Raw genomic sequence first — 15,045 nt, 5'->3', positions numbered from 1 at the left:
TTAGAAGGCGTAAGTCAGCCGGGTGTAGTAGTACCCGCCGGTAAAACCGTAGGGCGAATAAGTGCCGTAGCTGGCGAGCATGGTGCTGCTCGGCACGCCTTGTTTCTTGGGGTAAAGGTCGAACAGGTTCTTGGCGCCGACGGCGATGTTGAGGGCTTTGGTGAGGTTGTAGCCAAGGTCGAGGTCGGTGATCCATTTGGCGCTGTAGACGCGGTCGAGGCTGCGGTCGGCAGAGACGTTGACCTCTTTGTAAGAACCGTAGCGGGTCAGGGCCAGGTTGAGGTTGAAGCGGTCGATGCTCCAGTCGCCGCCGAGGATGAGCTTGGTCTTGGGCTGCACATCGGTGATCAGGCCACGGGCCTGGCGGTCCATCAGGTCATAGGGCGTTCCGAGGATGTCGGTGGAGGCCTTGTAGTTGAGGATCTTGGTCTGGTTCCAGTTGAACGCGGCGGTCCACTTCAAGGCGCCGAACTGGCCCAGGTCCTGGTTGTAGTTGCTGACCAGATCCACGCCCTTGGTGCGGGTGTCGGCGCCGTTGATAAAGTACTGGCCGCCGGAGGTGGAGTTGATGCCGTTGCTTTGCAGTACCTGGGTGACTTCGGGGCCGAGCAAGGTGCCGGTCAGGGTGATGCGGTCGCGCAGGTTGATCACGTAAGCGTCGGCGGTGAAGTTCAGACGGTCGGTGGGCGTAAGGGTGAAACCCAGGCTGAAGTTGGTCGAGCGCTCGGGCTTCAATTCCTGGGCGCCGAGGGCCTTGGCCGCCGCCGAACCCACCGGTAATACGCCGTAGTTGATCGACTGATACACGCCGTCGACCACGCCATAAGTGGTGGAGCGCGCACTGAACAGGCTGTTGGCCAGGGACGGCGCACGGAAGCCATTGCTGACGGTGGCGCGCACGGCAAATTGCGGGGTGAAATCGTAGCGCGTGGTCAGCTTGCCGCTGCGGGTGGCGCCGACGCCTTCGTTGTAATGCTCGTAGCGAAAGGCGGTGCCGATGTACCAGTCCGGCAGCGGGTTGAAGCCCACATCGACGTAACTGGCGAGGCTGTTGCGCGAGGCGCTGCTTTCTTCATCCGGCGAAATGCCGTTGGTGACTTGCGCCCCGGATGACGCGCAGTTGCCCGGCGCCACGCAATAGCCGCCATTGGCATAGGACGCGTAGTCACCGGCCTGCACCTCATAGGTGTCGCGCCGATGTTCGAAACCGTAGGACAGGTCCAACGGTTTTTGCAGGCCCACATCAAAGCCACGCTTGAAGTCGAGGTTGGTGGTCAGCTCGGTGGAAATCCAGGTGCCGGAAGTAAAGCTGTTGGGCGTGTACTCGCCCAGCGATGGGTTCTGGTTGTGGGTGGTGCCCTGCTCCGCCTCGTTGCGCCCGTAGGTGGTGGACAAGTCCCAGTCCCACGCGCCGACGGTGCCTTTGCCACCGAACGCGGCCTGGAAATCGTCTTCGTCGATGGACCAGGTGGGCGTGTACCCGGCCGGGTAGCCGTTGGGCCCGGTGGTGATGGTGTTGGTGATGGTCGGCAGGCGGTAGTTCTGGCCCTGCTCGGCCTTGCGCCGCGAATAGGTGGTGAAGGAATACAGGCTCAGGCTGTCATCGATCGGCAGCTCGGCGTTGTAGCCCAGGGTCAGCAGGTTGGTCTTGGGCGTGCCGTAACCGCCGTAGGTCGACCTGCCGGCCTGGTTGTAGGCTTGTTCATAGGTGTAGCCGTTGGCGCTGGCTTTGTTGTCGTCATTCTGGCTGCGCGCATCCAGGGCCAATTGCACGACGCCGCCGTTGCCGATTTCAAAACCCTTGTTGAGGCTCTGTTGCACGGTTTGCTTCTTGCCGTCGTAGCCCTGGCCGACGTTGGTGACGGCGGTGCCACTGGTATCGGCCTTGAGGATCACATTGATGACCCCGGCGATGGCATCCGAGCCGTACTGGGCGGCAGCGCCATCGCGCAGCACTTCCACATGGTCGATGGCACTGATGGGGATCAGATCCAGATCAGCCGGCGCCGCGCCGGTGTTGATGCCGTTGATGTTCAGCGTGGCGCTGGTATGGCGGCGTTTGCCGTTGACCAGCACCAGCACTTCGGCAGCGCTCAAGCCACGCAGGTTGGGCGCACGGGCAATGCCGCTGGCGTCCCAGCCGGTTTTTTCCGGCAGGGTCAGCGACGGGATCACCGCGCTCAAGGCTTCCATCAAGCCGGGCTTGCCGGTGCTTTGCAGTTGCTTGGCGCTGACCACATCAATCGGCACCGGGCTGCTGGTGACGGTGCGCTGCTCGGCGCCACGGTTACCGGTGACCACCACGGTGGACAGGGTGCTGTCGTCCTGGGCCTGAACTGCGCTGGCCAGTAGGACCAGCGTCATAACGGCGGTGGGTTGCAAGACTTGCTTCATAGCCACTCCATACATTCCGAATCGCGAAGTCGGGCAGTCGCGCGGGCGGGCGCGGTGCTCGTTTTTCAGGGTGCAGCTGCGATGGGGAACTAGGTGTGGAGCGAGCGAGGGCTTTGAATCGGCAACATACGTTGATCTCCCTTCCAACGATTCTGCCGCGGGGTCTTTACCCGGTTATGGCGCGCAGAATCTGAATCACGCTGGGTACCATCCGAGGTCAGGGGTAGGCTGTTGCGATCAAACATAACGGAATGGATTTTAAAAATATAATGCTATTTGGGCATAAGCTAATATTCTCTACTTTCATTATTTACGAATAACTTTATTCATATAAATAATGTTTTTAGCGTGTCAGGCGTGGGTGCGGGTGCTTTTTTCCACCAGGCACATAGGCGTGCCGGAAATGGGCTCCTGCAGGATCTGCACCTGCACGTCGAACACCTGGCGCATCAGCTCGGCGCTGATCACCTGGGCGGGCGTGCCGTCAGCCACCAGCTTGCCGGCGTGCATCACTGCCAAGTGATCGGCGTAGCGGCAGGCCTGGTTGATGTCGTGCAGCACGGTGATCACGGTTTTGCCCTCGGCGGCCAGTTCGCCCATCAGGTCGAGCAGTTCGACCTGATGGCTGATATCGAGGTAAGTGGTGGGTTCGTCGAGCAGCACCACTGGCGCGTTTTGCGCCAGCACCATGGCCAGCCAGGCGCGCTGGCGCTGGCCGCCGGACAAGTCCGCCAACGCGCGGTCGGTGAGGTTTTCCAGTTCCAGGCGTTGCATGGCTTGGGTCACCTGGGTTTGATCGTTGCCGCTCAGGCGCCCCCACAATGAGTTATGCGGGCTGCGGCCATAGGCGACCAGCTGGCGCACGCTGACGCCTTCCGGCACCGGCAATACCTGCGGTAAAAATGCGATCTGCCGCGCCAGTTGGCGCGCGGACAAGCTGGCGTAGGCGTGGCCATACAGGGTCAACTCGCCCTGGGTGGGTTTGAGGATGCGCGCAAACGCCTTGAGCAAGGTGGACTTGCCACAGCCGTTGGGGCCGATCAGCGCGGTGACGCGACCTGTCGGCGGTGCAAACGATAGGCCCTGCACGATACGCGTAGCGCCGTAGCCGATGTCGAGTTGGTGTGCCTGCAAAATACTCATGTCATCAACCCTTGAACCGTGCCAGCAACCAAAGAAAATACGGTGCGCCGATCACCGCCGTAAGCACGCCCGCCGGGATTTCGCTGGGCGCAATCAACGTGCGTCCAAGCGTGTCGGCCAGCACCAGCAATAACGCGCCAATCAACATCGCAGCCGGCAGCAGGTACTGGTGATGCCCGCCCACCAGGCGCCGCGCCATGTGCGGTGCAACCAGGCCGATAAAACCAATCGGCCCGATCACGCCGACACCCAGGCTGGTGAGTACCACCGCGCAGGCCATCGCCCACCAGCGGGTGCGGCCAAGCGCAGTGCCCAGGCTGTGGGCGGCCTCATCGCCAAGCGCGATCAGGTTCAAAGGTTTAGCCAGGCACAAGCCCAACGGGATCAACAGCAGGAACGGCAGCACCAGCGCCACATGGTGCCAATTACGGCTCCACAAACTGCCTGTCAGCGCGAGCAATGCCGTGTTGATATCCAACGGATGGGACAGGATCAAAAACTCGGTGACGCTGGACAAGGTCACCGCAATCGCTACCCCCGACAGCGCAAAACGCACCCCGGAAAAACTCACCCCGGTGTTGTACAGCGCCAGCAGCAAGGCCCCACCGGCGCCGCCCAGGCAGGCCACCAGTGGCAGCCAGGCAATCGGCAGGTGCGGCCAACTGATGATCGCCACGGTCAGCGCCAGCCCGGCGCCCTGGGTCACACCGAGAATTTCCGGCGAGGCCAGCGGGTTGCGGATCACGCCCTGCACAATCGCACCGGCCAGGCCGAAGGCGCAGCCGGCCAGGATGGCGATCAGGCTGCGTGGCAGGCGGTGGTTCCATACTTCAAAATCGAGGGCGTCGTGGGCCAGCAGGCGCTCCAGCACGGTGGCGGGTTTAAGCCACACCGTACCGGCGCTGAGGCTCGCCAGCAGCGCCATCAGAAGCAAGCCCAGCAACAGCCATAAACGTAATCGTGGCCGAATCATAGGGCGCGCCTGGCAAGAAACAGGAAGAACGGTGCGCCGATCAATGCAGTGACCACGCCCGCCGGGGTTTCCACCGGAAAGGCCACCGCACGACTGAGCAAGTCGGCGCCCAGCACGATCACCGCGCCCAACGCCGCGCTGAGCGGGATCAGCCAGCGGTAGTCGTTACCGAGAAACTGGCGAATGATATTCGGCGCGATCAGCCCGACAAAGCCAATGGGGCCGACCGCGCAGACGCTGGCGCCCACCAGCAACAAACTGGCGACAAACACCTGCAAGCGCAGGCTGGCGATGCCGACGCCCAACGAGCGCGCGGCGTCTTCGCCGAGGTTGATCAGGTTCAGGCGCGGCGCACACCACAGCGCCCACACGCCGCCGATCAGCGTGCACGGCCAGAGCAGTTGCACTTGGGCCGCACCGACATTGGCCAGCGACCCGGCCAGCCAATTCAGCACACTTTGGGCCTGGGCCTCGACCAGAATCACCGTGAGCCGGGTCAAGGCCGCGCACAACGCTGCAACCGCCACACCGGCCAATACCAGCCGACCTTGCGCGGTGGTCGGCGACCACGCGCCGCCCAGGCTGAACACCGTGACCCAGGCCAGCGCGCCGCCCAGGCAGGTCATCAACAGGGCGCCACCGGCAAAGGGTGGTGCGACCAAACCGGTGGAAAACAAGGCCAATCCCAATGCCGCGCCGGCCGTCACGCCGAACAATGACGGCGACGCCAGACGGTTGCGAGTGATGCCTTGCATCAATGCACCGGCCAGGCCCAGGCAGGCACCGACCAACGCCGCGCACAGCGCACGCGGCACGCGCAGCTGCGCCACGATATAGGCCATATTGCCGCCCACGCTGCCCTGGTGAACCAGACCGTTCCAGGCATCCGTCGCGGTAATAGTGAAAGGCGACCAGCTGTACAGCGAGTACCAGAACAACACGGCACCCAGCAGCACAATGCCTGCCGCCGCGACACTGCGCTGCATGGTTATTGGCTCAATACGGCTTTGCCGCCCTTGAGAATCGCCAGGGTGTCTTCAGCGATTTGCTCCGACGCCAATACACCTCGGTTACGCGCCCAGCTGTCGCCATCGACTTCAGCGACTTGATGATTGCGCACCGCACCGAGCACTTGCCACAGCGGCTGCTTGCTCCAGGTGTCGACGATGCTTGGGCGGCGATAGTGACCGACCAGCAACCAGCCAGGGTCAAGCGCGAGCAATTGTTCCAGGCTGACAAATTCAGTCGGCGCGGCCTTGGCGCGTACCGACGGCACTTTCAGGCCGATGGCTTGCAGCACGCTACCGGCGTAGGAGTCCGGCCCGTGTACGGAAAAACTGTCTTCACGGGCAACGCCGAACAACACGCTGGCACCCGCCGGAATCTGCTTGGCAATCGCCTGCAAGTGCTCACGGTTCTGGGCGATGCGTGCTTGCATCTGCGGGCTTTTGCCCAGGGCCGTGCCAATCAGTTCGGCGGATTTGAGGCTGCCTTCGTAATCTTGGCCACGGGATGGCAGCAACAGGGTCGGCGCGATACTCGCCAAGTCGCTGTACAACGCCTGATGACGATTGAGGTCAGCGACGATCAAGTCAGGCTTGAGCCGGGCGATTTCTTCGATGCTCGGTTGCGAACGCAGGCCCACCGACTTCCATTGGCCGATGGCCTGGCGCACACGCGGCAAGACGCGGTTGGCATCGCCATCGTCCGCAGCGCCGACCGGCGTGACGTCAACGGCGGCGAGGCTGTCGAGAAAGGAAAACTCCAGCACCACCACGCGCTTGGGCGCATCCGGCAAGTGCACCGCGTGCTGGCCGTCATTGAGGTCGATGGGCGCAGCGTGCAACACGCTGGAAGACAACGCCAGGAGGCAGGCGGCAAGGGTCGGGATAGAGCGCAGCATTCGCATGACAAAGACCTCGGCGTTAAAACACCCCGGCTGGACGGGCCGGGGAAAACGGCGGGTACTATTCCATATCGGGGCGATGCAATCAAAAAACATTCTTATTAACGTGCCGATTCTAGGGTGTGGGCTGGGCTATGTGGGAGCTGGCTTGCCTGCGATAGCATCGACAGGGTCTTACTGACAGACCGAGGTGCCTGTATCGCAGGCAAGCCAGCTCCCACATTGGTCTTCCCCTATGATCGTTGCGTTTAGAAGTCGACGGTGGCCGACAGCAAATAGGTACGCGGCGTTGACAGGGTAAGGCCCGGTTCGCTGTCATCCGAAGCACCCGCCGAACTCCAGTAGCGTTTATCGGCGACGTTCTCGACATTCGCCCGCAAGGTAATGTGCTTGTCGTCGACCTTGAAGGCATAGCGCGCGCCGACGTCAAGGCGGGTCCAGGCATCGATCTCCTTGACGTTGGATTGGTCCAGGTATTGGGAGCTTGAGTAGATACCACGGCTGGTCAGGGTCAAGCCTTCCACCGTCGGCACATCCCATTCGGCGCCCAGGTTGACGTTGTACTTGGGCGTGGCCGGGGCGCGGTTGCCGTCGAAAGTGCCGTTGGTGGTGTGGGTCAGTTCGCTGTCGATGTACATCACGCCACCCAGCAGGCGTACACCCTTGAGCGGCTCGCCGAACACGCTCAGTTCCACGCCGTCGTTCTGGCGTTTGCCGTTGGGGCCGAACACCCGCGTAGTGGCGTTGGTTTCGTAGGCCGGCTGCTTGATACGGAATACCGCAGCCGTCACGGCAAACGCGCCGGCGTCGTATTTGGCGCCTACTTCCACCTGGCGGCTGACAAACGGCGGGAAGATTTCATCTTCGTTGATTGAAGTCGACGGCGCGATTTTTCCTTGGCTCAGGCCTTCCATGTAGTTGGCGTACAGCGACAGTTTGTCGGTGGCTTTAAACAGGATGCCACCGGATGGCGAGACCTTTTCTTCGTCATAGGCCGTAGTGCCTTTGACGTTGTCGGTCCAGTCGTCGACCTTGACCCGCTGCCAGCGCGCGCCGAGGGTCAGCAATAAACGTTCGTCGAAAAAGCCCAGGGTATCGGACAGCGCCACGCCACTGAAGCGGTTCTCGGTGTAAACCTTGGAATCCAGGCGCGTGGGCCGCGAAGGGGTTGGGGTTTCTACCGGGTTGTACAGGTTGCTCGGCGCCGCCGCGTACCGGGCGCCGCCGTTTTCAAAGTCCATGTAGAAGTAGCTGGCCGCCAGGTTGATCTCATGGCTGACCGGCCCGGTATGCAACCAACTGCGCACGCCGGCTGTGGCGGTGCGCACGTTTTCATCGCGGGTGAAATCCCGTGGCAATACGCTGAAATCCCCGGCGTTGTTGGTGACGGAAACCGCGTGACGCAAGAAGTCGTGATTACTTTTACGCGCGCCCACGCCGCCATACAGCATCACGCTGTCACTGAGGTCGAACTCGCCGTTAACCGTGCCGAAGGTGTCATCGGTACGGGCCTTGCTCCAGGGCTGCGCATAGTTGCGGCGCACATCGTTGGCGCTTGGCACCCTGGCATTGGCGCCGACCTGTACACGCTCTTGCGGCGCGTCGGTGTCACGCTCGGTGTGGCCGATATCCGTGGAAAGGCGCAGGCGCTCGCCACGAAAATCCAGGCCCAGCACGGCCATCTCACGGTCGACACTCTGGTGGTCCCATTCGGTATCGCCGGACTGCTTCACGCCATTGAAACGAATGCCGAACTTGTTGTCCTCACCGAAGCGCCGTCCCACATCCACCGCGCCACCGGCTTGGCTGCCGGACGCCCAGGTGCCGGTCAGCGAGGTAATGTCCTTATCGGTGGCGCGTTTGGGCACCACGTTGATTCCGCCGCCCACGCTGCCGCGCGGCGAGATGCCGTTGATCAACTGGCTCGGACCTTTGATGATGTCGACGCGCTCGGCCATCTCCATGTCGATGGTGTACGTCGGCAACACGCCGTAGAGGCCGTTGTAGGCCACATCACTGTTGAACAGGCTGAACCCGCGAATGGTGAACTGTTCATAACGCCCGCCCGCCGGGTTGGTGGCGCGCACCGACGGATCGCTGGCAATCAGGTCGCCGAGGGTGCGCGCCTGCTGGTTCTTCACCGCCTCGGCGGTGTAGGTGGTCATGCTGAACGGGGTTTCCATAAAGTCCCGCGAGCCGAGCAGGCCTTGCGAGCCACGGCGCGCCACCTGGCCACCGGCGTAGGTATCGCCATCGGTCAAGTCGGTGGTGCCCAGGATAGAGGTGGGTGCCAGTTGCAGGCTGCCACTTTCCGGCACCGGCATCAGCCTGTAGGCCCGCGCGCCCATCGGTTGCAATTGCAGGCCCGAGCCCGTCAGCAACTGTGCGAAGCCCTCCTCCACGCCGTATTCACCCGACAAGCCAGTGCTGCTGCGACCGCTGACCAGCGCCGGGTCCACCGACAGGTTGACCCCGGCGAGCCCGGCGAAGCGGGTCAGTGCAGCACTCAAACTACCCGCCGGCACCTGGTAACTACGGCGGGCGGCGCTGTCTTCGGCATAGCTGAGCGGGACAAATAACGGGCTGGCACTGAGGCTCAGCATCAGGCTCAGGTTCAGCAACGGGCGCAAGCGCATGGGTCGGACTGCGGGCATGGGGAGAAGCTCTCGATTTTGTTCACTTACCTGCAATGACAGGCGAGGCGCAAAAAAGGGACAGGGGTTGGCGATTTTTTCAGAAGATAAAGCCTTCGTCTTGCACAGAGGGCAGCCATTGCTCACGATGTCGCCTGATTTCAATCTCTGCATAAAGGCTCACCGCATGAAGCTATTGCGTAAATGGCGCGAAAAAAAAGCGCGCAAGGCAATACGCGCGCTCTCTCCACTTGAGCGCTCTACGCAAAAACTGCGCAACCGCTATCCAAATTACAGCTTTGGCATAGGCACCTACGGCGATTTGAAGGTGCATGACTGGCATGAGGGCACGACCCTGCGTGTCGGCGCCTACACCTCGATTGCCGGCAATGTGGAAGTCTATTTGGGCGGCCATCATCGCACCGACTGGCTCAGTTGCTACCCCTTCCCCGCCAAGATGAAAAGCCTCGCGCACATTACCGACTTTGGTGGCAGCAAAGGCGACGTGATCATTGGCAATGATTGCTGGATCAGCTCCCACGCGAAGATTCTGTCGGGCGTGACGATCGGCAATGGCGCAGTCGTGGCTGCAGGCGCGATTGTGACCAAGGATGTGGCGCCTTACGCCATCGTCGGCGGCAACCCGGCCAAACATATCCGCTGGCGTTTTGATGAACCGACCCGGCTGATTCTTGAGCAATCCGCCTGGTGGGACTGGCCGGAGGCGGAAGTGCGTGAGGTCGCGCATTTGCTCTGCAGTACGGATATTGGGCCGTTTGTGGAGTACCTCAGCCAGCGAGGGCTTTCGGCTGGCTGAAGCCTTCAGCGCTTGATCCAATCCAGATCCACGGCACCTTGAATGCCATCGACCTGGCCTTTGCTGCTGTGCTGCCACCAGTGCCAGCTCTTGCCGTGGCTACTCCAGGTTTCGGGCACCGTCGGCTGCTTGGCATCCCAGTTGGCGATCCACAACGGGCACGGGCTGAAATCGTACTTGCGCCACGCCACGCGGTCAGCCCAGATGCTGGGTGACGTGTAAATGTAGGGATGGGCGCCATCGAGTACTTGCGTGCTGAGCAGCGTTACCAGCTCATGCAGGGCATCGGCCATCTGATCCGGGCTCGCCTCTTCGTTGCGCGAAGTTTCTACGTCAATGGCCAGGATGTGCTTCCCGACCTCGAAGTTGGCCTCGCAGAGCCGCTGCCGAATATTGGCCAGTTGCTCGCCAGGGGTACTGCTCAGGGCACGAAAGTAGTGGTAAACCCCCGCAATCAAACCATTGGCCAGCATCCCGGAAAAGTTTGTCGCAAACCGAGGGTCAGTGTAGGTGCCCCCTTCGGTCATCTTCACGATGGCATGGGTGACACCCGCTGACGCGACGCGACGCCAGTCGATCTCGCCTTGCCAGCGCGACACATCAATGCCACGCGCATGGGTGGTAGGGGTTTGCTGTTCACAGCTCATGAGCTTCTCCAAGATGCTGGGTGCTTTATGCAACCTTTCATCTCGGATACTTTCATCCTCAAGCGCTGAAAATCCGTATATGTGTACTGCCTGCGCAAGGAAATCTAGGGCATGGCAGAGGGGATAAAGGTGAAGGATTGGGGCTTTACTCAAAAAGCGCACGCATGAAAAAGCCCAATCTTTTCAGATTGGGCTAAGTCATTGAAAAATATGGTCGGGACGGAGTGATTCGAACACTCGACCCCTAGCACCCCATGCTAGTGCGCTACCGGACTGCGCTACGCCCCGACTAGGCGTGTTACTGGGTTTGCTTCGTAACGAAGCGATCCGGAATATACCGCAAGCTTTTGAAATGTGGAAGTATTTTAAAAGCTTGTATCACTTCTTCAGAACCACCAGCACATCTTCGAGTTCGGAGATCATCTGGCGGATCATTTGCTTGTATTGGGTGGTGTCGTCTTTGGCTTCATCACCGGACATACGCTGGCGTGCGCCGCTGATGGTGAACCCCTGGTCGTACAGCAACGCACGGATCTGTCGGATCATCAGCACATCCTGGCGCTGATAATACCGACGGTTCCCGGTGCGTTTGACGGGGTTGAGTTGAGGAAACTCCTGCTCCCAATAGCGCAGCACGTGCGGTTTGACGGCACAGAGCTCGCTGACTTCACCGATGGTGAAGTAGCGTTTGCCTGGGATGACGGGTAGCTCGTCGTTATGACTTGGTTCCAGCATAAGCCTCAACTCGGGCCTTCAACTTCTGCCCTGGACGAAAGGTGACCACACGGCGAGCCGTGATCGGGATTTCTTCTCCCGTTTTTGGATTGCGGCCAGGCCGCTGGCGTTTGTCCCGCAGGTCAAAATTGCCGAAACCGGACAATTTGACCTGCTCGTTGTCTTCCAGAGCGTGCCGAATTTCTTCAAAGAACAGCTCGACCAATTCCTTGGCTTCGCGTTTGTTCAGACCCAACTCTTCGTACAGACGTTCCGCCATCTCAGCTTTCGTCAAAGCCCCCATACGTCACTTCCTTAACGTGGCGTTCAACCTTTGTTCGAGCGAGGTGAGGATATTTTGTGTCGTGGTATTCACCTCATCGTCATTAAGAGTGCGCGATGGATGCTGCCAGGTCAAGCCAACTGCAAGGCTTTTTCTATGCGGATCAATGCCTTTACCCTGATAGACGTCAAATAGCCTGAGGTCTGTCAGCCATTCCCCTGCATTTTCACGGATTACGTCCAGAACGGCAGTGGCGGCCACTTCACGGTCGGCGATCAGCGCGAGGTCACGACGCACTTCAGGGAAGCGTGACAACTCGCTGAATTTAGGCATCTTGCCCGACGCAACTTCAGCCAGGACCAGCTCAAAAACGAACACCGGACGGTCCAGACCGAGGGTTTTCGACAGCTCCGGGTGGATGGCACCGACGAAACCTACCAAGCGCCCTTCGCGCTCGATACGTGCAGTCTGGCCCGGGTGCAGTGCTGGGTGGCTGCCCGGCACGAAGGTGAAGTCATTCAGTGCGCCAGCAAAGCCCAATACGGCTTCCACATCGGCTTTAACGTCGAAGAAGTCCACGCCATCGCGGCCTTGTGCCCAGCCTTCGGGCAGGCGGCTACCGCAGACAACACCCGCGAGCATCGGCTCTTGCTTGAGGCCGTCGAGTTGGCCAACAAAACGCAGGCCGCTTTCGAACATGCGCACGCGGTCCTGCTGACGGTTCAGGTTATGGGACAGTGCCTTGACCAGACCCGGCCACAGCGACGAACGCATGGCAGCCATGTCATTGGAGATCGGGTTGGCCAGCAGCAACGGCTCAACACCTGGGTTGAACAGCTCAAATTGCTTTGGATCGATGAAGCTATAAGTCACCGCTTCCTGGTAGCCACGGGCAACCAGCAGGCGACGCAACTCTGGCAGGTGCGCACGCGCTTCGGCCTTGGGTTGCGGCGCCAGACGCGCTTGCGGGTAACGAACCGGCAGGCGGTTGTAACCATACAGGCGAGCCAGTTCTTCGATCAGGTCGACTTCCAGGCTAATGTCGAAGCGATGGCTTGGCACTTCAACGTGCCACTGCCCTTCCCCACCGGCGGAAATATCCAGGCCGAGTGCGGACAGCAGTTGCTCGATTTGCGCAGGTTCAATCACCAGGCCAAGCATCTGCTCAACGCTTTTGGCGCGCAGGGTGATCGGTGCAATCGACGGCAGGAACTGCTCGTTGACGGTTTCGGTGATCGGGCCGGCTTCGCCACCGGTGATTTCCAGCAGCAGGCCAGTGGCGCGCTCCATGGCTTCACGGGCCAGTTTCCAGTCCACGCCACGCTCGTAGCGATGCGAAGCATCGGTGTGCAGGCCATAGGAACGGGCCTTGCCAGCGATGGCGATCTGATCGAAGAACGCACTCTCGAGGAAAATATCGCGGGTGGTTTCGGACACGCCGCTGTGTTCGCCACCCATCACGCCGGCAATCGCCAGGGCGCGGGAATGGTCGGCAATTACCAGGGTATCGGCGCGCAGACTGACTTCCTGGCCGTCGAGCAATACCAGTTTCTCGCCTTCTTCGGCCATGCGCACGCGAATGCCGCCATTGATTTCGGCGAGATCGAAGGCGTGCAGCGGTTGGCCCAGCTCCAGCATCACGTAGTTGGTGATGTCCACGGCGGCGTCGATGCTGCGCACGTCGGCGCGACGCAGGCGCTCGACCATCCACAGCGGGGTTGGCTTGGACAGGTCGACGTTACGAATCACACGACCGAGGTAGCGTGGGCAGGCGTTTGGCGCCAGAACTTCAATCGGACGCACTTCGTCATGCACTGCAGCGACTGCAGCCACCACCGGACGGCTGACCGGGGCGTTGTACAGCGCGCCCACTTCACGGGCCAGGCCAGCGAGGGACAGGCAATCACCCCGGTTTGGGGTCAGGTCGACCTCAATGCTGGCGTCTTCCAGCTCCAGGTAAACGCGAATGTCCTGGCCCACTGGCGCGTCGGCCGGCAGTTCCATCAGGCCATCATTGCCTTCGCCGACTTGCAGTTCAGCCTGGGAGCACAGCATGCCGTTGGACTCAACGCCACGCAGCTTGGCTTTCTTGATCTTGAAGTCGCCCGGCAGTTCGGCGCCGATCATGGCAAACGGGATCTTCAGGCCCGGGCGCACGTTAGGCGCTCCGCACACGACTTGGAAAGTTTCCGTGCCGTTACTGACTTGGCACACACGCAATTTGTCGGCATCGGGGTGCTGCTCGGTGCTCAGCACCTCGCCCACCACCACGCCGGTGAAAACACCGGCGGCCGGCGTGACGCTATCGACCTCAAGGCCGGCCATCGACAGACGAGCAACCAGCTCGTCGCGATCTACCTGCGGGCTTACCCAGCCACGCAGCCATTGTTCACTGAATTTCATCCTGCTCTCCTAAAGATTCGTTACGACTAGCGAAATTGCGCGAGGAACCGCAAGTCGTTGTCGAAGAACAGACGCAAGTCGTTCACGCCGTAACGCAGCATGGCCAGGCGCTCAACGCCCATGCCGAAGGCAAAGCCCGAAAACTCTTCCGGGTCGATCCCGGACATGCGCAGCACATTAGGATGAACCATGCCGCAGCCCATCACTTCCAGCCAGCCGGTCTGCTTGCAAACGCGGCAGCCTTTGCCGCTGCACATCACGCATTCCATGTCGACTTCAGCGGATGGCTCGGTGAACGGGAAGAACGATGGACGGAAACGCACCGCCAGCTCCTTCTCGAAGAACACTCGCAGGAACTCTTCGATGGTGCCTTTGAGGTCGGCGAAATTGATATCGCGATCTACCAGCAGGCCTTCGACCTGGTGGAACATCGGCGAGTGGGTGATATCCGAGTCGCTGCGATATACACGGCCTGGGCAGACGATGCGGATCGGCGGCTTGTTCGCTTCCATGGTGCGGACCTGTACCGGCGAGGTATGGGTGCGCAACAGCATGTTCGCGTTGAAATAGAAGGTGTCGTGCATCGACCGGGCCGGGTGATGGCCTGGGATGTTGAGCGCCTCGAAGTTGTGATAGTCGTCTTCAACCTCAGGGCCTTCGGCAATGCCGTAGCCGATGTGGGTAAAGAACTGCTCGATACGTTCCAGAGTCCGGGTGATCGGATGCAGGCCGCCCGAGGCCTGGCCACGGCCAGGCAAGGTTACATCAATGGACTCGGCGGCGAGCTTGGCCGCAAGATCGGCCTCCTCGAGCGACGCCTTGCGCGCATTAAGCACCTCTGTGACACGCTCCTTGGCGACGTTGATCAGCGCGCCGACTTGCGGGCGCTCTTCAGCCGGCAAATTCCCCAGGGTCTTCATCACCTGAGTCAATTCACCTTTTTTGCCAAGGTAGTGAACCCGGATTTGCTCCAGGGCATTTACATCTTCAGCGCTTTGCACAGCCTCAAGAGCTTGGGCAACGAGCGCGTCCAGGTTTTCCATGTACAGACTCCAGATACAAAATAGGGGAAGAGCTTGAAGGCTCTTCCCCTATTTATGACGTTTACCACCCTGGGCTACAGGAGCAACCC

At 60.8% G+C, this 15,045-nt stretch carries 12 protein-coding genes and 1 tRNA gene; 1 reads left to right on the top strand and 12 read right to left on the bottom strand.

Annotated features, from left to right (window positions below):
• From FFI16_RS07355 to FFI16_RS07330, 6 genes are all read right to left on the bottom strand, one after another.
• Positions 1-2,394, bottom strand: a complete 2,394-nt coding sequence (locus FFI16_RS07355; RefSeq protein ID WP_138814714.1) for a TonB-dependent siderophore receptor — start codon at positions 2,392-2,394, stop codon at positions 1-3.
• A 351-nt stretch (positions 2,395-2,745) separates the two neighbouring features.
• Positions 2,746-3,537, bottom strand: coding sequence for a Fe(3+) dicitrate ABC transporter ATP-binding protein FecE (gene fecE / locus FFI16_RS07350; RefSeq protein ID WP_138814713.1), 792 nt, complete (start codon positions 3,535-3,537; stop codon positions 2,746-2,748).
• A gap of 4 nt (positions 3,538-3,541) precedes the next feature.
• Positions 3,542-4,510, bottom strand: coding sequence for an iron chelate uptake ABC transporter family permease subunit (locus FFI16_RS07345; RefSeq protein WP_138814712.1), 969 nt, complete (start codon positions 4,508-4,510; stop codon positions 3,542-3,544).
• Complete coding sequence (fecC, locus tag FFI16_RS07340) at positions 4,507-5,496, bottom strand: iron-dicitrate ABC transporter permease FecC (protein ID WP_138814711.1); 990 nt, start codon at positions 5,494-5,496, stop codon at positions 4,507-4,509. Before fecC ends, FFI16_RS07345 begins: the two co-directional genes overlap by 4 nt.
• Before the next feature lie 2 nt (positions 5,497-5,498).
• Complete coding sequence (locus FFI16_RS07335) at positions 5,499-6,413, bottom strand: Fe(3+) dicitrate ABC transporter substrate-binding protein FecB (RefSeq protein WP_371923619.1); 915 nt, start codon at positions 6,411-6,413, stop codon at positions 5,499-5,501.
• Between the two features lie 251 nt (positions 6,414-6,664).
• Complete coding sequence (locus FFI16_RS07330) at positions 6,665-9,070, bottom strand: TonB-dependent receptor (RefSeq protein WP_138814709.1); 2,406 nt, start codon at positions 9,068-9,070, stop codon at positions 6,665-6,667.
• A gap of 166 nt (positions 9,071-9,236) precedes the next feature.
• Here FFI16_RS07330 and FFI16_RS07325 point away from each other — a divergent pair, with 166 nt between their 5' ends.
• Positions 9,237-9,866, top strand: a complete 630-nt coding sequence (locus FFI16_RS07325) for a CatB-related O-acetyltransferase (RefSeq protein ID WP_138814708.1) — start codon at positions 9,237-9,239, stop codon at positions 9,864-9,866.
• Between the two features lie 5 nt (positions 9,867-9,871).
• Here the strand turns inward: FFI16_RS07325 and FFI16_RS07320 are convergent, their stop codons facing one another.
• The 6 genes from FFI16_RS07320 to pheS all read right to left on the bottom strand — a co-directional run bounded on the left by FFI16_RS07320 (position 9,872) and on the right by pheS (position 14,956).
• A complete protein-coding gene (locus tag FFI16_RS07320) occupies positions 9,872-10,513 on the bottom strand; it encodes a glycoside hydrolase family 25 protein (RefSeq protein ID WP_138814707.1) in 642 nt (213 codons plus the stop codon).
• 211 nt (positions 10,514-10,724) lie between these two features.
• A tRNA-Pro gene (locus FFI16_RS07315) sits at positions 10,725-10,801 on the bottom strand.
• Positions 10,802-10,891: 90 nt separating this feature from the next.
• A complete protein-coding gene (locus FFI16_RS07310) occupies positions 10,892-11,248 on the bottom strand; it encodes a MerR family transcriptional regulator (protein ID WP_003219935.1) in 357 nt (118 codons plus the stop codon).
• Complete coding sequence (ihfA, locus tag FFI16_RS07305; protein ID WP_002553164.1) at positions 11,229-11,531, bottom strand: integration host factor subunit alpha; 303 nt, start codon at positions 11,529-11,531, stop codon at positions 11,229-11,231. Before ihfA ends, FFI16_RS07310 begins: the two co-directional genes overlap by 20 nt.
• Before the next feature lie 3 nt (positions 11,532-11,534).
• The gene (pheT, locus tag FFI16_RS07300) at positions 11,535-13,913 is read right to left on the bottom strand and encodes a phenylalanine--tRNA ligase subunit beta (RefSeq protein ID WP_138814706.1); all 2,379 of its coding nucleotides are present in this window, start codon (positions 13,911-13,913) and stop codon (positions 11,535-11,537) included.
• 26 nt (positions 13,914-13,939) lie between these two features.
• Complete coding sequence (gene pheS, locus FFI16_RS07295; protein WP_003192486.1) at positions 13,940-14,956, bottom strand: phenylalanine--tRNA ligase subunit alpha; 1,017 nt, start codon at positions 14,954-14,956, stop codon at positions 13,940-13,942.
• Positions 14,957-15,045: the final 89 nt, after the last annotated feature.

Source organism: Pseudomonas sp. KBS0710 (assembly GCF_005938045.2).
GTDB lineage: Bacteria > Pseudomonadota > Gammaproteobacteria > Pseudomonadales > Pseudomonadaceae > Aquipseudomonas.
This window is presented reverse-complemented; position numbering and strand designations above follow the sequence as displayed.